The sequence below is a fragment of the Candidatus Sulfurimonas marisnigri genome, assembly GCF_015265475.1.
Taxonomy (GTDB): Bacteria; Campylobacterota; Campylobacteria; order Campylobacterales; family Sulfurimonadaceae; genus Sulfurimonas; species Sulfurimonas marisnigri.
On the sequence record NZ_CP054493.1, the window covers coordinates 794,549 to 817,391 of the forward strand.

A 22,843-nucleotide genomic window follows, 5' to 3' on the forward strand; every position below is an offset into this window, starting at 1 on the left:
CTTATAATTAAGATTGGGATTTGTAATGATTGCTTACACTTACCACACAGTCGGGTAAAATTGAAGGTTTTGTTATCTTTATTTTTATGCTTTTTATGGAGTTGTATTCTTTAATTAACTTTAAATTTAGGCTGTTTAAAGCATCTTCTATAAGTAGGAATTCACTTTTAATCATATTTTCCTTAACGATTTGTACTATATCTGCGTAATTTATAAAACTATTTTCATTGTTATAATCAATTGTTAAATTTACTATTACATCTTGCTTCGTAATTCTCTCAAAGTCTAAAATTCCAATAATGCATTGGAACTTTAAATCTTCTATATGTATAGTCACTAAACTACTCTTTTTTCTTCACCTTTAAACAGACGAATAAGATTTGGAATATGTTTATAAAATAGAATAAAACCTATAAGGATAACAGGAGCATGAGCCATTTCAGGGTGAAGTAAAAAGCTAGCAATCATTAGAGCAGCCAGTGCTGTTAGTGAAGAGAGTGAAGATATTTTAATAACTTTTGCTCCTATAGCCCAAACTACAAGTGCTATTATTGTCTCTATAGGAAGCATAAACATCATAACGCCCATCCCTGTTGCAACACCTTTACCACCTTCAAAGTTTAGATAAGGGCTAAAACAGTGGCCAATAACAGCCAAAACTGAGATTCCCCAAAGTGTTGCTTCACTAACGCCTGAAAAGTAAGCTACTATTAAAACTAAAGCACCCTTTAGAGCATCAAGCGCTAAAGTTGCAGCACCTAGTTTTTTTGCCAAAGCGGGATTAGTCTCTTTCACTACTCTTAAAACATTTGTAGCACCAATGCTCCCAGAACCGCTAGCCTTTATGTCTACGCCAGCAAACTTTTTTGAAAGTAGTAAACCAAAAGGTATCCCTCCGACTAAATAAGCTACTATAAAAAACTGTACGTTTGGGTTAAATAAAAAATCCATTAATTACCTTATAAATTATTTTTGACATTTTACTTGATATATCATAACAAGGATATAAAATAGATATTTATCTTATTTATTTAATCTCTAGATGTAGATAAATATTTGTTTTTTTTGCTATACTATAAGAGAATATTTTTAAATAGGAATAAACAATGGTAAGATTTTTCATGAAACTTTTTAAAGCACTTAACTCTTCTCAAACACCATGGCAAATGTCGCTTGCTTTATCTTTGGGTATGGCTATGGGACTAACTCCATATAGTGGTATTCAGACAATCGTTTTGATTTTTATAGTCTTGGTGGTCAATATGCATGTAGGCCTTTTCCTGATTTCATCTGCCTTTTTTGCAGGTATAGGCTACTTATTTGACCCTTATTTTGAGCAGTTAGGTTATGCTTTACTAAATATGGAAGCGCTTGATGGAGTATTCACAGCTTTTTATAACTCAGCTCTTCTTCGTTTGACATATTTTAATAACACCATTGTTTTGGGCTCAAATGTAGTTGCGTTTATATTGGTATTGCCAATGTTTTTTATTTTAAACAGAGTTGTGTATATTTACAGAGATAAAATTGCTTCCAAACTACAACAATACACAATTCTTAGAAAACTTGGCATCTCAGTAAGTGACAAAAAAGACAAATTCTTTAGAGTATGGGGTATAGGTCTATTTTTGATTCTTAGTGTTGGTGTTGTACTATTTAGTGTTTTGTTTTTAGATGCACTACTAAAAAATGCAATTGAAGACAACTTAACAAAAATTCTTAAGAAAAAAGTGTCTATAGAAAACTTGGATGTATTATTAACAGAGGGAAAAATCAATATAGACAATCTACATGTAGCAGATGATAAAAAAGCAGTAGTGAGCACTAAAAACATCAATATTGATATAGATTTAAATCAACTTCTATTTAAGCGTTATCATATTGAAAACATAAATGTGTCAGGGATGGCCTTCAGCAAAGAGGTAAAACCTGGGCTTCTATATACTGGTCCGTCAACAACTTCCTCAAAAGTAAGCCCGCAAATAAAAGAAAAAAGCAGTGAAGAGGGGTTTAAGCTCCCATCTCTCTCTTTGGAGGACCCTAAGGCTTTGATAGCAAGAATGGGACTAAGCTCACTTGGCAGTTTTGATGCTACAAAAGAAAAAATTAGCGCAATTAATACAAAATATAAAAACATAATAGAAAATGATTTTTCCAAAGATGAGTTGACTAAGATAAGCAGTGAGATTAAAGATATACAAGAGAGATTAAAATCCAAAGATATTAGCTCAATGCTTCAACTAAAAGAAGACGTCACTGCTTTAAATAAAAAAATAAAGGCTAAAAAAGAGCTTTTAAGCAGAACTAAAAAAGAGTTTTCTCAAGATAAAAATAGCATACAGCAAGATTATAAAGATTTGACTAAAGGTGCTGCAAAGGATTACAATAATTTAAAATCACAATACACTTTTGATTCAGAAGGTGGTGTAAATATTGTCGGTGTACTGTTTGGTGATAAACTAAAAACTTATTTAGGCAGTTTTTTAAAGTACTATGAAATAGCAAAGCCATATCTTAAAAGTGGTCCTAAAAAAACAGAACAACCTATTCCACCTCGCGGCGAGGGACGATGGGTGGCTTTTAAATACACAATCCCAACTGTTGATTTTTTAATCAAAAGTACAAATATTAGTGGCGAGCTTCAAAAGCAAGATTTCAAATTGGCAGTAAAAGACATAAGTTCAAATCAAAAGTTGTTAAAGGCTCCAATGACATTTTTGTTTAGCAGTGATGGGGATGAGTTAAAAGGCTTGGTAGCAAAAGGTGAAGATAATCATCTAAAAGAACATGTCAAAACTACATCGAGTTTTTCACTTGTTCAGGGTGTTTTAGAAAATACAGATATGAGTTTTATGAATTTAAAGAAGGCAAAATACAGTTTTAAGGGAGAATTAAATGCAGAAGATTATATTAAGTTAAATGCTCAGACAAAAGTTCTGTTTTCCAATGTATCTCTTAGTTTAAAAAAAACTGATAGTAAATTAATGAAAAGTCTTGCTGGTGTAGTAAGTAAAATTGACAATTTTGATTTAGATGTAAAACTTAATGGTTCAGTTGAAAATCCCGAAGTGTCAGTAAAGTCAAATCTAGATAAAAAACTATCAGGTGTTTTTTCAAGTGTTTTTGAAAATGAGGTTAAAAAGTACCAAGGTGAGCTTAAAGCCTTAATAGATACTCAGGTAAAAGATAAGTTAAAAGAATTGGGTATTGAGCAAGAGGGCTTTGGTGATATAGATAAATTGTTGAACGCTCAGAGTCTTGGACTTGACAACATGCAATCAAGTACAAACGGTATTGGAGATACTATTAAAAATAAAGCTGGGGATGAGTTAAAAGATAAAGCTAAAAGTCTTTTTAAGGGTTTTTAATAACAGGATCCTGGCATATACTTTTTTTCTCTTTTATTTCAAATAAGAAAGAGTTGATAAAGTTTAATAGATGATGTGTGTCTTAATGTATTGTGTCAAAGATAAAACAAAACAATTGATAATGGAACATTGTATTTAGCTTTTTTGTTTATTTCAATTTGAGAGATACCTATGTTAATGCAAGATAACTGATAGTGCAATCCTTTGTTCTTATAAAATATTAATAATTTAAATATTTCTAACTCTACAAATATAAGATTAAGAAAAAGGTTTTATACTAGAGTGATTTATTATATTTTCAAATATTTCCAAAATATATATGGTCATGTTGTTTATAAACTCAGCGAAGAAAATATAATCATGTTGGGTTATTGAAATAGAACTAGCAAACACTGGCACTAGAATAAGCAATAACAAGGGTAATCGTTTCATTCTGTATCCTTTTATTGAATAAAGCATATATCAAACTAACTTTTTTGATAATGTAATATTATGTTATTACTATGAAGAAACAATGAAGAAACAAATATATTGTGTAAAACTTACTAAATATATAAGCTTATTATGCAGAGAAAATATGCTTTAGTATCACTAATAGATGCGTAAAGTTTATTTCAATATCTCAATAGTAATAAAGTGTTTTTTAATTTTGATATAATTACAAAATATTTAGCAGAGGAATTGTTTTGCAACTTACAAATGAAGAATTAAAAAATAAAATTAACGAATATAAAAAGAAATTAAGTGTGACTCTTGTTGCACATTTTTACCAAAGAGATGAAGTTTTTGATATGGCGGATATTACAGGAGATTCACTTGAACTTGCCATAAGGACTAGAGATGACGACGCAGAATTTGTAGTTTTTTGCGGTGTTGGTTTTATGGGTCAAAGTGTAAAAGTACTCTCTCCAAATAAGCGTGTACTAATGCCAAAAGTAGCCTGCTGTGCCATGGCTACAATGATTGATGGCACTCAGTTTGATGCATCTGTAAAAGCTTTAAATGAGAGTGGCATAACAAATGAGAATATTTTGCCAATTACTTATATAAATTCAAATGCAGATGTAAAAGCTAAAGTTGGCGAAATGGGTGGCTTGGTTTGTACAAGTTCTAATGCCAAAAAAATTATTACAACAGCACTTAAAGAGGGAAAAAAAATCCTTTTTGTTCCAGACAGATGTTTAGGACAAAACATAGCAAACCAAATGGGACTTAGGTCTTGCGTTATTGGTGATGGCAGTAACCCAGCTGATTCTGATATTATTTGCTTTAATGGTTTTTGCTCAGTTCATCAACTTTTTTCAGTAGATGATATAAACTTTTACCGTAAAAAATTTCCAGGAATTCTTATAGCCACTCACCCAGAGTGTGACCCTGCTATTTGTGATGCTTCTGATTTTGTAGGTTCAACTTCTCAACTTATTAAGTATATAACTGAATTGCCAGCAGAACAAAAAGTTGCTGTTGGTACTGAGTTCAATATGGTTAATCGTCTTCGTCCAAATAATACCTATATTCTATCTTCAACAAAACCAGAGTGTCCAACTATGAATGAGACAACTCTTCAGGATGTCTATGATATTTTAAAGTCAATAGATGAGGGCGAACCATTAAATGAGATACATGTAGATGATAACACACAAAAATGGGCAAAAATTGCACTAGAAAGAATGTTGGCATTATGATAGAAGGTTTTATAAAAGAGTCACTTGCTCAAGATGTCGGACGCGGAGATTTATATGCTTTAGTAGAATCGAGTGTAAGTGCAAGCGCTAGAATTATTGCAAAAAGTGATGGTGTACTATCTGGTGCTAAATATATAGATGTTCTGGCAAAACTAGAAGAGTTTGAGATTACTTGGAACGTAAAAGATAGTGAAAGCTTTGTAAAAGGCGATATTTTGGCAACACTTAGCGGAACTTCACATGTTCTTTTGAAAATTGAGAGAACTCTTTTAAATATGCTTCTACATGCAAGCTCAATAGCAACACTTACAAAAAAATATGTAGATATTATAGAGCCTTATGGTGTCAAACTTTTAGATACAAGAAAAACAAGACCACTTCTAAGAGTGTTTGAGAAGTATGCAACAAGATGTGGCGGCGCAGTTAACCATAGAATGGGTTTGGATGACTCACTAATGATAAAAGACACACACTTAAAGACAATCAAGAATTTAAAAGAGTATATACAAAAGGCAAGAAAACATATTCCATTTACCTCAAAAATAGAGGTGGAAGCAGAAACATTTGAAATAGCTAAAGAAGCTTTTCTTAGCGGATGCGACATAGTGATGTGTGACAATATGACGCCAGATAAGATAGTTGAAATTGTAAAATATAGAGATGAAAATTTTCCACATATACTTTTAGAGGCTAGTGGAAATATTTCACTTGAAACTATAGAATCTTACGCTAAAACAAAAGTTGATGCTATCAGTAGCGGAGCGCTTATCCATCAGGCAAATTGGATAGATATATCTATGAAAATGGACTCTATCTATTAAACTGTAAAATAGTCTATTTTACTATGTTTTATAAAGCTACTATGGCTACTAAAGAGTAACTACACTATAGTTACTATATTTTTTAAATTGGGGTTAATTTATTATGGCAGATGATGCTGAAAAAACAGAAGAACCCACCCCCAAAAAGATTGAGGATGCCAGAGAAGAGGGAAATGTACCGAAGTCACAGGATACTTCAGGTGTAATTACTCTCTTTGTCGCGATACTTGCTTTTTTAATGCTTTTTCCATATATGAGCTCTCATGTAGTGTTTTTATTTAAATATTACTTTTCACTTATTGGTTCACCACTCGACAAAGCATTTATGATAGATATAGCGATTATTACAATCAGAGAGTTTCTTTTAATTATCATGCCTCTTGCTATTACGGTTGCCATATCTGGTGTTGTTGCTGCACTTGCCCAGTTTGGTTTTTTATTTACAACAAAAGCGATTATGCCTGACTTTAAAAAAATTGACCCGATTAAGGGGACAAAAAATCTTTTTTCTATGAAAAAACTTATAGAGGGCGTTAAGGTGACCTTTAAGTCTTTTACCACCTTGGGCATAGGATTTTTATTTTTCTTTATATTCATTTTGGAACTTCCAACAGTTGCCCTTTTTGGATTAGGTGATCAGCTAGATTGGCTTAAAGACAAGATGTTGATAATAGCTTTTGTAATGCTTTTAATTATTTTTATTTTTGCAATTATAGATATTATTATTGTTAGAAAACAATACTTTGATGGACTTAAAATGAGTAAGCAAGAGATTAAAGATGAGATGAAAAATATGGATGGAGATCCTCTTATAAAAGCTAAAATTCGTCAAATTCAGATGCAAGCCTCTAGAAAAAGAATGATGTCAGAAGTTCCAAATGCGGATGTTGTTATAACAAATCCAACCCACTACGCGGTTGCTATTAAATATGATGAAGAAAAATCGCATGCACCTATAGTGGTTGCAAAGGGTATGGATAATATTGCTCAGCAGATTAAAAAGATAGCCCGAGAAAGCAATGTACATGTAGTGCAAAACCCACCACTTGCTAGAAGTTTATATGCTCAAGTTGAGATAGATAAACCAATTCCAACCGAGCTTTTTGCAGCGGTAGCAGAGGTATTGGCATATGTTTATAAGATGAATAAGAAATAGTATATAATTTTAAAAATAAAAGAGCTTTATGAATAAAATTATACAAAGAATAAAAAATGCAAAACATATTGTGGTTATCTCACATGTTAATCCTGATGCTGACTCTATTTGTAGCGCGAGTGCTATGTACACTTATTTACTTCAAGAACACAAAAAAGTTTCCTGGTTTTGTAAAACTAAAAAAATAGATAGTAAATTGTCGTTTATTCCATGGTTTGAGAAAATTAGAGACTCATTTCCATCTTCCGCTGATTTAGCCATTTCTCTAGATTGTGGAGATATAAAGAGGTTGGGAGTAGAAGTAGAGTGTAATTTAATAAATATAGACCATCATGCAAGTAATACGAATTTTGCTGCGTTTAATCTTGTAGACCACAATGCTATGAGTACAACTATGGTCTTATTTGATTTGTTTAAAACAAACGGCATTAAGATTAATAAAAAGATAGCAACTGCTTTGTATGGTGGTCTTTTAGATGACTCCAACGGGTTCATGGATGAGAAAGTTGATGGCACAATTTTTGCTGTTGTAAAGGAATTAATAGAGTGCGGCGCAGAGCATAATGTTTGTAATAAATTTATTATGAAGAGTGTCTCTTTAGCCGCACTTAGGTTAAAAGCGATAATGTTTAAAAATATGAGATTAGAAGCTGGGGCACGAATTGCAATCTTCTGTGTAAGTGATGAAGATATGAAATCTACTGGAGCTGTCGGACAAGATTGTGAAAGTCCTCTTGAGGAGTCACTGTATCTTCCACATGTAGAAGTTGCAATGCTTTTAAAGCAAAATAGTGATTTTACTTTAAAAGGCTCTATCCGTTGTAATTCTGGAGTTAATGCTTCAAAAATAGCATCAAACTTTGGAGGTGGAGGACATGCCAGCAGAGCTGGTTTTAACATAAATTCTGTTGTACAGATAGAAGATGTACAAAAAGAAGTTTTAAATTTGATAAAGAAGGAAATGTAATTGAGAAAAAGAAAAAGTAAATTTTCACTAGTCACATCACTGTTATTCGCAGCAATAATTGGTGGAGCATTGTATGTGTACAGTTCTACAATGTTTGAAAGAGATGTCCCTAGGATATCTATGCAAAACAATGGTTATTGGAATCTGAAAAACCCTCTAGAAGTATTGATTGAAGATACTAGCGGATTGAAATCATATAAAATTATTTTGAAAAATGGTAATGATGAGACAACTTTAGAACATGAACAGTTCTTGGTTTTTAAAGAGTCCGCAAAGGCAAAAATTGAAGTCCCACGAAGTGTGTACAACATGAAAGAGAAAGAGATTTCGATTTTAGTTGAGGCAACGGACACTAGTAAATGGAACTTTCTTAGTGGAAACAGTACGGTTACTGAATACAAGTTAAAGATTGATAAAAGAAAACCAAAGCTTAATATAGTTGCACACTCTTATAAAATTAAAAAAGGCGGAGCAGCACTTGTTATTTTTAATGCTGCTGATGAGAATTTAAAAGATATTTATATTCAAACAAACTTTGGAAAAAAGTTTAAAGCACAGCCATTTTATAAAGATGGCTATTATATTTCTCTTCTTGCTTGGCCGGTTAACCAGAGAAATTTCAAAGCTACAATTATAGTCAATGATTTTGCAGATAATGAGTCAAAAAATTATATTCCACTATATTTAAAAAATAATAAATATAAATTGTCAAATATTGAGCTAAGTGAGAAGTTTTTAAATGGAAAAATCGCTGAATTAGCTGCAGAATTTGCTGAAACACAAGGTGTGACAGACAAGATTGAACAGTTTAAGATTATTAATGAGGATATAAGAGCTAAAAACGAAAATCTTATTCATGATATAACATCTAAAGTTTCAGATAGCATGATTAGTGATTTTAAAATTAAAGAGATGTACCCGTTGAAAAATGCAGCTATAGTTGCACATTTTGGTGATCATAGATATTACTCTTATAAAGGTAAACAAGTAAGTGAGGCATATCATTTGGGCTTAGATATGGCTAGCAATGCCATGGCAAAAATAATACCACAAAACAGTGGAGAAGTTATTTATGCTGATTATAATGGACTTTATGGAAATATGCCAATAATATCTCACGGTTTAGGATTGTACACACTTTATGGTCACTGCTCAAGCCTTAATGTTAATAGCGGTGATTCAGTAAAGGGTGGTTCACACCTGGCAAATACAGGCAAAAGCGGGTATGCTATGGGGGATCATTTACATTTTGGAGTAGTGATTCAAGGAGTGGAAGTTCGTCCTGCAGAGTGGATGGACACTACTTGGATGAAATTAAATATAAGTAATGTAATAAAGAGTGCTAAAGAGATTATAGATAGAGGGTGAATATGTATCAAACAACTATAAAAAAACCTGTTGAACTTGTAGGAATCGGTCTTCATAAGGGATCAGCCGTTAAGTTAAGACTAGAACCATTAGATTCAAACAGTGGCATAATATTTTATCGAAGCGATGTAGATGTTGCCATCCCTCTTATTCCTGCAAACGTAGTTGACACAAAGATGGCAACTGTAATAGGAAGAGATGGTTACATTATCTCTACAATTGAGCATATGCTTTCTGCGGTCTACGCATATGGAATAGATAATCTTAAAATCATAGTTGATGCGGATGAGGTTCCAGTTATGGATGGAAGCAGTGCTAGTTTTTGTATGCTTTTAGACGAAGCAGGCAGGCAAGAGCTGGATGCACCTAAAAAAGTAATGAAAATTAAAAAAGATATCATAATTCAAGAGGGTGATAAGTATGTTAAGCTTTCTCCCTCGCCTGATTTAAAGTATGATTTCACTATTAAATTCGCCCACCCAGTTATACAAAAACAAGAGTATGTTTTACATTTTAATAAGCAGAGTTACAGGGAAGAAATTTCACGTGCAAGAACTTTTGGCTTTTTACATGAGGTACAATATTTACGTTCAAAGGGTTTAGCACTTGGTGGATCACTGGAAAATGCAGTAGTTTTGGATGAAAAAAAAGTTCTTAACCCAGAAGGACTAAGATTTCCAGATGAGTTTGTAAGACATAAAATTTTAGATGCGATTGGTGATATGGCACTTATTGGTATGAACTTTGTAGGAAACTATGAGGCGATGGCAGGAAGCCACGACTTAAACCACAAACTTACGTTAGAGCTACTGAAGAATCCGGAAAACTATGAAGTAATAGAACTTGTTGGTGAAAAAACAAAAGAGCTAGAAAAAGCATATGCTTAAGAGTGTTGATTTAGTTTTTATAACCCTGACTTCTCCTATAAAAGTTGGCATATATGAAAACAAAAAGTTAATAGAGACGATAGTCTCTCAAGATAAAAGCTCAGATATTTTGCCGAAAATATTTAATGAGCTTTTGGATAGATACAATATAGAAAAACTTTTCTATGCAAATGGACCTGGCAGCTTTATGGCTATAAAAATTGCGTATATTTTTTTAAAATCGATGAGTATTTTAAAAAATATACCACTTTTTGCAACAGATGCATTTTATTTTAATGATAATACACCAATAAAAGCGATAGCAAAGTTGTATTTTGTTAAAATTTCGTCAGAAATAAAAACTATAAAATTAGAAATAGCACCTGAGCCTTATTTTAGGCTTCCAGATGTGCTTGATTATAATGAGTTTAGCACAACAGCAACGCCTATTTATGGCATAGGGGCTGTAGGATAGGAGAAAAGTGACAATAAGTGTACCAGCAACAAGTGCCAACCTTGGACCAGGATTTGATTCATTAGGATTAGCAGTTGATTTACGAAATATAGTTGAATTTCATCAATCGAAATTTTTTAGCGTTTGCATCAAAGGTGAAGGTGAAAATAACCCAAGGCTCAAGGGTAATAATCTTTTTGTTAGTATTTTTAATGAGCACTACGACAGATTAACTAAAAAAAAGCAAAATTTTAAGTTTACTTTTTATAATCAAATTCCAATGTCGAGAGGACTAGGAAGTTCATCTGCTGTAATTGTTTCAGCAATTGCAAGTGCACATGAGGCTGCTGGAATAAGAGTCTCTAAAAGAAGAATACTTAATCATGCGTTAGTGTATGAATCACATCCTGATAATATCACTCCAGCTGTTATGGGTGGATTTAATGCAGCAACAGTAGAAAAAAATAAAGTATTCTCTCAAAAAAAGCATTTACCAAATTATATTAAAGCAGTTGTAGTTATTCCAAATAAGCCAATAAGTACAGCTAAAGCGAGAACGCTTCTTCCAAAATCATATTCCAAAGAGAATGCAATATATAATTTGTCTCATACCGCTCTTAGTGTTGCTGCATTTTTTAATGAAGATTGGGAAATTTTAAAGTTGGCATCTCAAGACAGATTTCATCAAAAAGCGAGAATGAAGGCTTTACCGGAACTGTTTAATGTCCAAAAAATAGCATATGAGAGTGGAGCATTAATGAGTACTCTCTCTGGAAGCGGTTCAACATTTTTTTCAATGGTTTATGATGAGGACTCGGCAGTTATTGCAAGTAAATTAAAGCAAAAATTTCCAGATTTCATAGTTAAAGAGTTAGATTTTGACAATGATGGTCTAATAATAGAGAGATAAGTTGTTAATATCTTCTATAAATCAAGGAACTTTTGGATACAATGGCGAAAAAATTTAACCAACCTCTTCGAATGTGTATATCTTGTAGGCAGAGAGATACACAAAGTAATTTTCTTAGACTTCAGTGTGATGAAACACAACTCAGTCTTTTTAGGGGAGCAGGTAGAAGTTTTTATTTATGTAAAATTTGTCTTGAAGACCAAAAAAGAGTCTTAAAAGCACTTATGCGACAGTGTAAAAGTGGAGATAAAGATAAATTTTCGAACATACTAAAGGAGATCATCACTGATGACAGAAAAAGTTAGAGTACACGAAATTGCAAAAGAGCTAGGAATAGCTTCCAAAGATGTAGTAAAAAAAGCTTCAGATATGGGTATCGAAGTAAAATCAGCAAATAGTACAGTATCTATGCAAGAAGCTGAAGGCTTAATGAACTATATTCTTAATGGTGAAGTTGCAGAGACTCCTGTATCAATAAATGCAGCACCTGCAAAAGTAGAAAGTGATACTCCTAGTATAAGCGAAACTCCTGTACATAATGAAGTAAAAAAAGAGACTTCTGATGTTAAAGAAGTAGTGTCTAATAAATTGAATGAAGAAGAGATACCTGTTGAGCAAGCTAGTTCTAAAAAAGAAGAAATAAAAGAAGAAATAAAAGAAGAGAGTAAGGCAAAGTTAAGCGAAACAAATAATACTACACTCAACATAGTTGAACCTAAAAAAATGGTGATAAAAAGATCTGGACTTAAGATTGTAAAAAAGAAAAAACCAAGAGTTGAAGAAAATTTTTCTATTCCTGAAAAGCAAGCGTCTATATCTTCATATGGAAAAATGAGTGCAGAAGCTTTGGAAGAGTTAGCTGGTAAGAAAAAATCTAAACAGCATACTGCAACAGCTAAAAAACAGACTCAAGGAACGAAAATAGATGTTTTTGGCGGTTCAATGGCAGACGTATCTATGGATATGGATAATCAAGTTACGCTTCTAGACCTTAACTCCACAGAGCGTCGTGAAATGATGCCTGAACAACCAAGAAAACCAAGAGAACCAAAACCTATAGGTAGAAATGCTAATAAAAAAGCAGCACCAAGAGGCAGAAAAGTTTCTCGTGACAAGAGAAAAACATACGCAAAAAGTAAACCTGAAGATTTAATCGTTACACATGTAGAGATTCCTGAAGATATTCGTGTTTATGAATTTGCAGAAAAATTAAATCGTCCTATATCAGATATTATTAAAGTTCTTTTTGATCTTGGTTTGATGATGACAAAAAATGATTTTTTAGGAAATGATGAGATTGAAATTCTTTCTGAAGAGTTTGATGTAGAAGTTACTATTGTTGATCCTAAAGATGAATTTACTCATGACGAAGAGGATATAGAAGAAGATGTAGATGCTACACCGAGACCTCCTGTAATTACGATTATGGGTCACGTAGACCATGGTAAAACTTCACTTTTAGATGCTATTCGTGAGGCAAAAGTTACTGATGTAGAAGCTGGTGGCATAACACAACATATTGGGGCTTATACGATAGAGCAACACGGTAAACCAATTACATTTATTGATACTCCTGGTCATGCTGCATTCTCTCATATGCGTCAACGTGGTACAGATGTTACAGATATAATTGTAATCGTGGTTGCGGCTGATGATGGTGTTAAACCTCAAACTCTTGAAGTTATTAAACTTGCTAAAGAGTCAGGCGCTCCAGTTATAGTTGCTCTAAATAAAATGGATAAAGAAACTGCTCAACCAGATATGGTTAAAGGTCAAATGGCAGAGCACGGTATGAATCCTACTGACTGGGGTGGAGATGTAGAATTTATTCCTGTTTCTGCAAAAAGTGGAATGGGAATTGACGATTTACTTGAAAACATCCTTCTTACTGCTGATGTATTAGAACTTAAAGCTAATGAAAATGCTATGGCTAGAGCTGCTGTTGTTGAGTCATCACTTGAAAAAGGTCGTGGTCCAGTTGCAACAGTTATTGTTCAAAATGGTACACTTAAAGTTGGTGACTATGTTGTTTGTGGTAGTGCTTATGGTCGTGTTAAAGCGCTGATTGATGAGAACAATAAACAAGTTAAAACTTTATTGCCAAGTCATACTGCTGTTGTAGCTGGTCTTAACGAAGTTCCATCTTCTGGTGAAATTATGATGGCTATGGTTAATGAAAAAGAAGCAAAAGAGTATGCTCTAAAAAGACATGAGTATGATAGACATAAAGAGCTTTCTCACAGTACTAAATCATCATTAGAAGATATGACTTCTATGATTGCAGAGGGTAAGCTTAAAACTCTTAAAGTTGTGCTTAAAACAGATGTGCACGGTTCACTTGAAGCAATTAAATCTTCACTTAACGAACTTAGAAATGATGAAGTTAAAGTAAATGTAATTAGTTCTGGTGTTGGTGGAATCACTGAAAATGATGTTGAGTTGGTAAACAATAGTGAAAATTGTGTACTACTTGGTTTTAATGTTCGTCCAACAGGTAGTGTTAAAGCATCAGCAAAACAAAAAAATGTTGAAATTAAAACTTACTCAATTATCTATCAACTTCTTGATGATATTACGGGTATGCTGACTGGTATGATGTCTCCAAAATACACAGAAGAAAACACTGGACAAGCAGAAGTTAGGGATACATTCAAAATACCAAAAGGTATGGTTGCTGGTTGTGTTGTTGTTGATGGTAAGCTTGTGCGTGGTGGAATGGTTCGTGTTATCCGTGAAGGCGTTGTGATTTATGAGGGCAAACTTACATCACTAAAACGCTTTAAAGATGATGTTGAAGAGATTGGCAACGGTTATGAGTGTGGTGTCGTTATAAGTGGTTATGACGATATTATAGCTGGCGATGTTATTGAAACGTTTAAAAAAGTTGAGCAAAAAGTTTCTCTGTGACAGAAGCTCAAATAAAACTAAAGAGAACAGAGTCACTTCTATTGGAGTTGATTCCAGAAGCTCTTGGTAGTTTAAACGATAAGAGACTACATGTACTAAGTATAATTGATGTTAAATGTTCTCGTGGTAAAAGCGATGCTAAAGTTTATATTGATCCTGCATCATATACTGAACAAGAAAAAAGAGATTATCTAAAACTACTTCGTAATGCTAGACCAATTGTTGAAACATTTTGTCTAAAAGATCAAGGTTGGTTTCGTTCTCCAAAATTAACATTTGAATTTGATGAACAACTAAAAAAGTCTCAAAATATAGAAGATCTTTTTAAAAAAATAGCTAAGGATTAAGGATGGGTTTAGAGAGTGATATTAATTCATTAGTAAAGTCAGTAGATTTAGAACTTTATGACACGTCAATAGTTAGAGAAGGTGAAGATACAATCTATAGGGTTAGTGTTTTATCTACAGAGACAGAAAATGGGAAAAGAAAAGGTGTTAGTCTAGATTCATGTGTGGATTTGACTCATCTTATATCTCCACTTCTTGATGTTACACCTCCGATTTCTGGAGACTATAGACTTGAAGTAGGTAGTCCAGGAATTGAGAGAAAAATATCTTCTATAAAACAGTTTGCAATGTGTATTGGAGAAAAAGTTTCTATTAATTTAAAAGCCGTAGATAAAATTAGAGATAAAATTAGAGGTGTGCTTACAAAAGTTGAAGACTCTAAAATTTTTGTAGAAATTGATGGTGAAGAGATCTCTATAGATTATGGAGAAATTTCAAAAGCTAGAACATATTTTGAATGGTAATCAACAATAACTTTTATATGAGCCTAGCCATTAAAGAGGCTTGGAGATATCAAGGTTTAACTTATCCAAATCCAGCAGTTGGTTGTACGGTTGTTAGAGGTAGTGGCGAAATTCTTGCTGTGGAAGCTCACAAACGTGCAGGTGAGCCACACGCTGAAGTAGCGGCTCTTAAATCTGCCTATTTTAAACTCACAAATGATAAAAATATTATAGATATTACAACATCATCTGAAATACACTTTTACCTTCTAAAAAATCATAAAAACTGTTTTGATAAAGTTTCACTTTATACAACTCTGGAGCCATGCGCACATATTGGAAAAACTCCATCATGCGCTACACTTATATCTTCATTGGGAATAAAAACTATTTTTGTAGGTTCAAATGATACAAACGAAGAAGCTTCAGGCGGCAATGGAATTCTAAAAAAATCTGGGCTACATGTAGAAAATAATATTCTAAAAGAGGAGTGTGATAACTTATTGAAGCCATTTAAGCTATGGACTCAAAAAAGCTTTGTTTTTTTTAAATGGGCACAAAGGCTAAATGGAACTACTGATGGTGGAATTATAAGCTCGCAAGAGTCTAGAATAAACGTGCACGCTATGAGAGACAAATGTGATTTATTGGTTATTGGCGGAAATACAGTTAGAGTTGACAGACCAACTTTAGATGCTCGGTTGGTTAATGATGGCAAGGCACCGGATGTTTTGATTGTATCAAGATGTAAAGAGTTTGATATGAGCATACCTCTATTTAGTGTTCAAAATAGAAAAGTTATCATATCAGATGATTTCTCTAGATGTAGAAATTATAAAAATATAATGATAGAAGGAAGTTCAAAAATGTTTGAACTATCTCGTAATATTATTGATTATTATCTATGTTACTTGGCTCCAACAGTCGGAGGAAGTAACAGTTTTACTGAAATTGATGATAAGTTAGAGATTTTAAATATACAAGAAGAAGCACAAGATATAATTATGTGGATGAAAAGGGATGTGTAAATAATGGAAGAACAAGAAAAACAGAGTAAAATAGTTTCAATGTTTGATAACATAGCTCCAACATACGATACAGCAAATCGTGTGATGAGTATGGGTGTGGACAAAAGCTGGAGACGCAAAGCTTGTGATTTGGCTTATGAGTTCTATGCTAAAGACTCTTTGGATAAAATTGTTGATGTTGCCTGTGGAACTGGTGATATGATGGACTTTTGGAAAAAAAGATCTGAAGTTAATGGCATATCAATTGGTGAAATAGTTGGTGTTGATCCGTCAAATGGCATGGTTAATGTTGCAAGAGAAAAATATCCTAAGTTTAATTATCATATATCTAAGGCGACTGAAATCCCAATGCAAGATAGCGGTGCAGATATTTTAAGTATTACCTATGGTATCAGAAATGTTGTTGAAAGAGTAGAAGCACTAATAGAGTTCAATAGAGTTCTTAAAAAAGATGGACTTGTTGTTATATTGGAATTTATGAAAAATGAAAACCCTTCCATATTAGGAAAAATTAGAGATTTTTATATGAATAAAATATTGCCCAAGATTGGTGGATTTATATCTAAAAATCTAGAAGCATATGAGTATTTACCAAACTCAATAGAAGATTTTTCAACAGTTGAAAATATGAAAAAAGAGCTTGAAAATGCCGGTTTTGAAATGCTTTATGTGAAAAGTTTTTCAATGGATATTTCAACTCTTCTTATTGCAAGAAAAATATAATTTTCCTACAAAGATGAAGCTTTGAATATTTTAAATGTTTCATCGCTAAATGAGCAGATTAAAACTCTGCTTGAGAGTACCTTCTCTCGTGTTTTAGTCGATGGAGAACTTTCCCGTATTACTTTTCATAATAGTGGACATATTTACTTCACGCTAAAAGATTCTACATCAACTATTAAAGCAGTAATGTTTAAAGGTAATGCTTCGAAATTAAAGTTCCAACTTAAAGAGGGACTAAAAGTTATACTCGATGGTGCTGTGACCCTTTATAAACCACGTGGTGAGTATCAGATTAACTGCTTTAGTATTGAGCCCTCAGGACAAGGAGCTTTAGCCTTAGCCTATGAGCAACTAAAAAGTAAGTTGTCAGAACAAGGGTATTTTGATACGCAAAGAAAAAAACAACTTCCCAAATATCCTAATAAAATAGCACTTATTACTTCTGCAACTGGTGCAGCCTTGCAAGATATGCTAAGAGTAGCAAATACAAGATATAGAGCTTTGGAGATAGGCATTTATGATGTTTTAGTACAAGGTGATAGTGCGGCTTTTACAATAGCAAATGCTATCGCCTTGAGTGATACTAAAGAGTATGATATTATTGTTATTGGTCGTGGCGGTGGAAGTATTGAGGATTTATGGGCTTTTAATGAAGAAATTGTGGCAGAGGCTATTTTTAAAGCTAAAACTCCTATAGTCTCTGCAGTCGGTCATGAAATAGACTGGGTAATAAGTGATTTTGTTTCAGATTTACGAGCACCAACACCAAGTGCCGCAATGCAAATGATTCTTCCAGACACCAATGAGCTCTACCAATATATTGACTCGCTGTCAACGCAGTATTCACAGATATTGTCACAAAAACTTTTTAACTCAAAACAAGAGCTTACGCACCTGATAAACTCATACTCACAGCACTCGGTAGAGAGAAAAATTACACAAAAACTCTATGAGATAAAACAGCTAAAAGAGGTGTTTTACCAGACTGTATCATTTAAAATACAAAATTCCTTCAAAGAGATGCAAAGTGTAAATGAGAGCTTTCCTAATATGATTGATTCAAAAGTAAATATTGCTAAAAATCAGATTGTTACTCTGCAAAAGATGTTAGAGTCTAATCATCCAAAATTTAAGAGTAAAAAAGGTTTTGCTCAAATATCTAAAAACTCAAAAGTGATAGATATTTCATCTCTACATGTAGACGAGATTTTTGATGTTCAAAATGATAAAATCAGCATAAGCGCAAAAGTAATTAAAATAAGTAAAATTTAGGAATATATATGAATTATCCAGAGTTTTTCAAGAGTTTAGAAGTTATTAAAGTTCTAGACCCGCTCTCAAATATTTTAGGTGCATTTGAGATGGGGATATATGAGTTTAATTATTTAGATGTTGTAAAATCGGCAGGTCATAGTTGCCCTACAGTTGCAGGTGCTTACCTTATTACCTCAGAGGCATTAAAAGTATTATACTCAAATGGACTGGCAGTTAGAGGAGAAATAAAAGTAGAGTTTAAAGAGGAATTACAAGATGGTGTTTCTGGTGTTATAAGCAATGTTGTTTCTCAAATTACCGGTGCAACTGACAAGAGTGGATTTAAAGGATTATCTGGAAAATTTGCCCGTCATTCATTAATGAGCTTTAACTCAAATATTAGTTCATCTGCAAGGTTTACAAGAGTAGATAACGGTAAAAGTGTGGATGTTTATTATGACCCATCTTCAGTCGCTCCGAGTCCTAATATAAATCCATTAATGCAAAAAATAATGGGTGGCTTGGCCGACCCTAAAGAGATAAAAGAGTTTGGTGAACTTTGGCAAGATAGGGTAAAAAGAATTTTTGAGAATAGTTCTAGCGTAATCAGAGTTGTAGAGCTCTAATTACATTACTTTAATGTAAGGACTGGAAAATAGGTATGAAGAGTAACAGCAGTATTTGCTGAGAGTTTTTTCATAAGTTTTTCGAGCTTATCTTCTTTGTTCCATATAGGATTAGTTACTCCGCTCAGTTCAGTAATTCTCTTTTTAGCATCATGGCTGACCCCAATACTGTCTATTAGACCAACTTCTTTGGCTTGGTGAGCTGTAAATATATGAGCATTGGCATATATGTCTCTTTTTTTAATATCTAAGCCTCTTGCACTTGCTACATCAGCTGTAAATAAATCATAAGTTCCATTTATTACTTTGTTTAGCTCATTTATCTCATAAGGAGTCCAAGGTCTATCCCCTGTTCCTACTTTTTTATATTTTCCAGCTTGGACACTTTGGGATTTCACACCTATTTTGCTCATAAGTTCACTTAAATCAGCTCCTTGCATAATAACACCGATGCTTCCAACCATTGAACCAGGGTTTACTATGATCTCATTTGCCCAAATACTTGCATAGTAACTTCCACTTGCAATAGTTCCTCCCGCATAAGCAACAACCGGCTTTCTCTCTTTGAGTCTTTTAATGGCATATGCCACCTCTATAGATGGAGCAACCGCACCACCTGGAGAATCCACTACTAGCAAAACACCTTTTATAGAGTCATTGTAAGTTGCATCATCAATCTGTTGCAAAACTTCAGACACCTCCATTATTGGCCCAACCAAGTTTATTTGCTGTAGGTTGTTTGGTGTATAGTCTTTTTCACTATCTGGAGCAAATAGTAGAAATAGGATAAGTACAAAAATCATAGCTTTGAAATGATTTTGAATGAAACCTAAAGTTGCTGTTATTGGTGAAAATATTGTTTTAATAAACTGCATAAAATTCCTTATTAATTATTAGTGAATTATATCTAAAGGGCGTTTATAATGAAAGGTATATTGCTTGTAGGTAATTACAGAGGCAATTAAGCCTCTAACGTATATGTTTATTAAGGTTTTCTTACAGCATTTATAAGTTCTTCAAATGCTACTTCGCTTGAATTTTCAACATCTTTTATTCTATCTAATGAATCAGAAAGTTTATTGTTTTTAAACATTTCAATAGCTTCTTTTAAGCCAACATGTACATTAGTATGATGCTTACTAACGCTATTTACAACTTGAGGATTATTTTTAAGTATACCTTTTGCTGCTTCGCCGAACCATTTCCCAAATGCACAACTATTTTCATCTATAATATCTACTGATTCAGAATTTAAAATAGCCTTATAGCCTTCAAGTTTTAATGCAATATGGTCAATTTTTCCATTGTTGACATTAATTTCATTTGTTAGGTTCTGAGTTTTTTCTTTAATATTAGATGAGTTGTTCATTACATCTCCAATATTAGAATTGAAAGTATCTAATATGTCCATAACTGAGTCTGTTTCACTAATAAAAGTTTTACTGATTTCCATCATAGAGTTAGAGTTTTGTTTTAATCCATTGATATTTATCTCTACTTCTTGAGTTGCCTTTTGGGTACGTTCTGCTAGTTTTCTTACTTCATCTGCAACAACAGCAAAGCCACGACCATGTTCACCAGCACGAGCTGCTTCAATAGCAGCATTTAAGGCAAGAAGGTTTGTTTGGTCAGAGATGTCTTTAATAAGATTGATTATGTCAGCAATTGAAAGTACGCTATCATTTAGAGAGTTTGAATCATCACCAAGTTGGTTTGAATACTGTTGAATTGTATCTATTTTTTCAGCTATAACAGAGGTTTCAGATTTAACATCAACCATACTAGTCTCTGATGTGGCATTTAAATGATTTATGTCAGTTAGCATTACTAGGTTTTCTTTTATATTTTTTTGTATAAAGTTGGCTCCACTAGTGTAGCTTTTTAGCAAAACATTTAAAAAACCACTATTGTCATCCTTCATATTTGCAATTAATTCGGAATTTTGTGACTCCAATTCCTGAATTTTATTATTTAAATTTGCAATTTCAGACTCTTTCTCTGATATATGATGAGAGTGCTTTTTCTCTAATTCCGTAATTTTCTTATTTGTTCCAAACATTATTGTCTCCTAATAATCTTTATTTATTAAATTATACTCTAGCTATTCTTAGTCTCAAGATTTTGTGATAATATTACCATTAATGTATGTTTTACTGATGTTATATTTATGAAGTATTAGGTGTATAGCTAACTGATCGTTTGGCTCGTTATCCAAATCAAGTATAAGCATATCGGCATTTTTACCTTCACTTATTTCGCCTGTGTTGAGCCCAAGTGCATCGGCAGCATCTTTTGTAACACTATTTATAAGTTTTTTTGCTAAATCTAATAAAGGCAACTCTGAGTGCATAAAGAGTGCGGCCTTCATCTCTTCAAAGAGGTCAAGTTTATAGTTTGAACTTAGTCCGTCAGTTGCAGTAATCCATCTGATATTAAGTTCATCAAGCTTTTTTAAATCTATGGCTCCATTGCCTAAAAGTCTGTTTGAAACTGGACAATGAATAACTGTATGTCCATTGGATGAGATATTGTTTAGTTCTTTATCATCAGCTTTAACCGCATGTGTAAGCAGAGTCTTTTGTCCATTAAAATGTTCTAAAAACTCATGAGAATCACTCACCGCACTATTTTGTTTTAGTAAGTTTTCAAAAAAATCTTTAAAATCTCCATCACTGTTGTCAAGCCAATTCCTTTCAGCTTCACTCTCCATAAAATGAGCAGTAAGTTTTAATTTTTCACTCTTAACAATCCCAAGAGCTTTTTTAATTAAAACAGGATGCACAGAGTAGGGTGAATGAATTGCTACAGCTGGATAAAATCCTTCTCTTTGTACACTTTTAGAGGCATCTAAACGAGATAAAAAATCACCAAAAAGAGCATCAGCCATAGTTGCTTGAGAACCTATAAGTTCATTGAAAAATACAACATTCTGCTTCGCATTTGCACAAGCTTCTAAATCTATACCATGTGAACTGACAGCCCCAAAAGTTGTAATCCCAGACTCTAGCATTGAGTCTATTGCTTTTCTCATACAGTCGTTTTCGCATCCGTTTATAAGATCTTCACGATTTTCAATTACGCTGTAAAGCCAGTTTATAAAGTCACCATAACTAAGATTTGTTTTATTAGCACTAAACTCTACATGTACATGCGCATTAATAAGTCCTGGCATCAAAAGTGAGTTTTCTTCTAAAATAGTTATATCTGCATCTGGAAACTCTTTTCTTAACTCATTCAAAGGAGCAATTTTTTTTATTGTTTTATCAAATGCCACTGACATATTCGATAGCAGTTTATTTGGTGTTAAAATATAATTTGGAACTATAATTTGCATATCTTCTCTTTAAAAGTTGAATTTTGTATAATTTAAAATAGATTATGCTTAATTTAGATAAAATAACTCCTTAAAAGTTTAAACAATTAAATAAAAAGGTAAAAGATGAAGATAGCAGTAATTCAAGGGCCAAACTTAAATATGTTAGGTGTTAGAGAGCAACAAATTTATGGTCCAATGAAGTTAGAACAAATTCACGCTCAAATGAAAGACGTTGCAACACAAAACAATATAGAGATAGAGTTTTTTCAAAGTAACCTAGAGGGTGAAATAGTAGATAAAATTCAAGAGTGTTTTGGCGATGCACAAGGTATTATTATTAATGCTGCAGCGTATACTCACACATCTATTGCCATTCGTGATGCTATTTCTGCTGTTAATCTTCCAACTATTGAAGTTCATATATCTAATATTCACCGTCGTGAAGAGTTTAGAAAAGTCAACATGATTGCACCTGTATGTACATCATCAATCGTTGGTTTTGGCCCTTTTGGATACCATTTGGCGATGGTAGGAATGACTCAGATTATGAATGAAATCCATGCAGCACAAGAAGCTCAAAAAGAAACTGCTCAAGCTAAATAGT

Annotated in this window: 22 protein-coding genes; 17 read left to right on the plus strand and 5 right to left on the minus strand. The window is 33.0% G+C overall.

Translation table 11 applies throughout. The features are described 5' to 3' along the window. Positions 1 to 7: 7 nt before the first annotated feature. Together HUE87_RS04050 and plsY are read right to left on the minus strand one after the other, a co-directional pair. The gene (locus HUE87_RS04050; RefSeq protein ID WP_194367458.1) at positions 8 to 337 is read right to left on the minus strand and encodes a dihydroneopterin aldolase; all 330 of its coding nucleotides are present in this window, start codon (positions 335 to 337) and stop codon (positions 8 to 10) included. Then, the gene (gene plsY, locus HUE87_RS04055) at positions 337 to 951 is read right to left on the minus strand and encodes a glycerol-3-phosphate 1-O-acyltransferase PlsY (protein ID WP_194367459.1); all 615 of its coding nucleotides are present in this window, start codon (positions 949 to 951) and stop codon (positions 337 to 339) included. The genes HUE87_RS04050 and plsY overlap by 1 nt, the downstream gene beginning before the upstream one ends. A gap of 155 nt (positions 952 to 1,106) precedes the next feature. On the opposite strand from plsY, the gene HUE87_RS04060 reads away from it, so the two are divergent. The 16 genes from HUE87_RS04060 (at position 1,107) to HUE87_RS04140 (ending at position 18,923) form a co-directional block, all read left to right on the plus strand. After that, positions 1,107 to 3,368, plus strand: coding sequence for a TIGR03545 family protein (locus tag HUE87_RS04060; protein ID WP_194367460.1), 2,262 nt, complete (start codon positions 1,107 to 1,109; stop codon positions 3,366 to 3,368). Positions 3,369 to 4,054: 686 nt separating this feature from the next. Continuing rightward, positions 4,055 to 5,053, plus strand: coding sequence for a quinolinate synthase NadA (gene nadA / locus HUE87_RS04065; protein ID WP_194367461.1), 999 nt, complete (start codon positions 4,055 to 4,057; stop codon positions 5,051 to 5,053). Next, positions 5,050 to 5,874: a carboxylating nicotinate-nucleotide diphosphorylase gene (gene nadC, locus HUE87_RS04070; RefSeq protein WP_194367462.1), complete on the plus strand. Its 825-nt coding sequence runs from the start codon at positions 5,050 to 5,052 to the stop codon at positions 5,872 to 5,874. Before nadA ends, nadC begins: the two co-directional genes overlap by 4 nt. Positions 5,875 to 5,977: 103 nt before the next feature. Continuing rightward, complete coding sequence (flhB, locus tag HUE87_RS04075; protein WP_194367463.1) at positions 5,978 to 7,030, plus strand: flagellar biosynthesis protein FlhB; 1,053 nt, start codon at positions 5,978 to 5,980, stop codon at positions 7,028 to 7,030. Positions 7,031 to 7,058: 28 nt separating this feature from the next. Beyond that, positions 7,059 to 7,997, plus strand: a complete 939-nt coding sequence (locus HUE87_RS04080) for a DHH family phosphoesterase (RefSeq protein ID WP_194367464.1) — start codon at positions 7,059 to 7,061, stop codon at positions 7,995 to 7,997. Next, a complete protein-coding gene (pgp6, locus tag HUE87_RS04085) occupies positions 7,998 to 9,365 on the plus strand; it encodes a peptidoglycan metallopeptidase Pgp6 (RefSeq protein ID WP_194367465.1) in 1,368 nt (455 codons plus the stop codon). A gap of 2 nt (positions 9,366 to 9,367) precedes the next feature. Further along, positions 9,368 to 10,252, plus strand: coding sequence for a UDP-3-O-acyl-N-acetylglucosamine deacetylase (lpxC, locus tag HUE87_RS04090; protein ID WP_194367466.1), 885 nt, complete (start codon positions 9,368 to 9,370; stop codon positions 10,250 to 10,252). Then, positions 10,245 to 10,706 carry a hypothetical protein gene (locus tag HUE87_RS04095; RefSeq protein WP_194367467.1) on the plus strand — a complete coding sequence of 154 codons (462 nt, stop codon included), beginning with the start codon at positions 10,245 to 10,247 and terminating at the stop codon, positions 10,704 to 10,706. Before lpxC ends, HUE87_RS04095 begins: the two co-directional genes overlap by 8 nt. A gap of 7 nt (positions 10,707 to 10,713) precedes the next feature. Then, positions 10,714 to 11,595 (plus strand): homoserine kinase, encoded by an 882-nt coding sequence (gene thrB / locus HUE87_RS04100; protein WP_194367468.1) that lies wholly within the window; start codon positions 10,714 to 10,716, stop codon positions 11,593 to 11,595. A gap of 288 nt (positions 11,596 to 11,883) precedes the next feature. Next, complete coding sequence (infB, locus tag HUE87_RS04110; RefSeq protein ID WP_194367470.1) at positions 11,884 to 14,502, plus strand: translation initiation factor IF-2; 2,619 nt, start codon at positions 11,884 to 11,886, stop codon at positions 14,500 to 14,502. Next, complete coding sequence (gene rbfA, locus HUE87_RS04115; RefSeq protein WP_194367471.1) at positions 14,499 to 14,849, plus strand: 30S ribosome-binding factor RbfA; 351 nt, start codon at positions 14,499 to 14,501, stop codon at positions 14,847 to 14,849. The genes infB and rbfA overlap by 4 nt, the downstream gene beginning before the upstream one ends. A 2-nt stretch (positions 14,850 to 14,851) precedes the next feature. Further along, positions 14,852 to 15,313, plus strand: coding sequence for a ribosome maturation factor RimP (locus HUE87_RS04120; protein ID WP_194367472.1), 462 nt, complete (start codon positions 14,852 to 14,854; stop codon positions 15,311 to 15,313). 17 nt (positions 15,314 to 15,330) lie between these two features. Next, positions 15,331 to 16,320 carry a bifunctional diaminohydroxyphosphoribosylaminopyrimidine deaminase/5-amino-6-(5-phosphoribosylamino)uracil reductase RibD gene (gene ribD / locus HUE87_RS04125; RefSeq protein WP_229855220.1) on the plus strand — a complete coding sequence of 330 codons (990 nt, stop codon included), beginning with the start codon at positions 15,331 to 15,333 and terminating at the stop codon, positions 16,318 to 16,320. 3 nt (positions 16,321 to 16,323) lie between these two features. Then, complete coding sequence (ubiE, locus tag HUE87_RS04130; RefSeq protein ID WP_194367474.1) at positions 16,324 to 17,043, plus strand: bifunctional demethylmenaquinone methyltransferase/2-methoxy-6-polyprenyl-1,4-benzoquinol methylase UbiE; 720 nt, start codon at positions 16,324 to 16,326, stop codon at positions 17,041 to 17,043. A 21-nt stretch (positions 17,044 to 17,064) separates the two neighbouring features. Beyond that, positions 17,065 to 18,315, plus strand: a complete 1,251-nt coding sequence (gene xseA, locus HUE87_RS04135; protein WP_194367475.1) for an exodeoxyribonuclease VII large subunit — start codon at positions 17,065 to 17,067, stop codon at positions 18,313 to 18,315. A gap of 8 nt (positions 18,316 to 18,323) precedes the next feature. Next, entirely contained in the window at positions 18,324 to 18,923 is a 600-nt protein-coding gene (locus HUE87_RS04140; protein WP_194367476.1) for an FmdE family protein, read from the plus strand. A gap of 5 nt (positions 18,924 to 18,928) precedes the next feature. On the opposite strand, the gene sppA is transcribed toward HUE87_RS04140, so the two are convergent. The 3 genes from sppA to mqnF form a co-directional block, all read right to left on the minus strand. Next, positions 18,929 to 19,798, minus strand: a complete 870-nt coding sequence (sppA, locus tag HUE87_RS04145; RefSeq protein ID WP_194367477.1) for a signal peptide peptidase SppA — start codon at positions 19,796 to 19,798, stop codon at positions 18,929 to 18,931. 110 nt (positions 19,799 to 19,908) lie between these two features. After that, complete coding sequence (locus tag HUE87_RS12640; RefSeq protein ID WP_194367478.1) at positions 19,909 to 20,982, minus strand: methyl-accepting chemotaxis protein; 1,074 nt, start codon at positions 20,980 to 20,982, stop codon at positions 19,909 to 19,911. A 54-nt stretch (positions 20,983 to 21,036) separates the two neighbouring features. Beyond that, positions 21,037 to 22,257 (minus strand): aminofutalosine deaminase family hydrolase, encoded by a 1,221-nt coding sequence (gene mqnF, locus HUE87_RS04155; RefSeq protein WP_194367479.1) that lies wholly within the window; start codon positions 22,255 to 22,257, stop codon positions 21,037 to 21,039. 105 nt (positions 22,258 to 22,362) lie between these two features. Here mqnF and aroQ point away from each other — a divergent pair, with 105 nt between their 5' ends. Next, positions 22,363 to 22,842, plus strand: a complete 480-nt coding sequence (aroQ, locus tag HUE87_RS04160) for a type II 3-dehydroquinate dehydratase (protein ID WP_194367480.1) — start codon at positions 22,363 to 22,365, stop codon at positions 22,840 to 22,842. Position 22,843 lies beyond the last annotated feature (1 nt).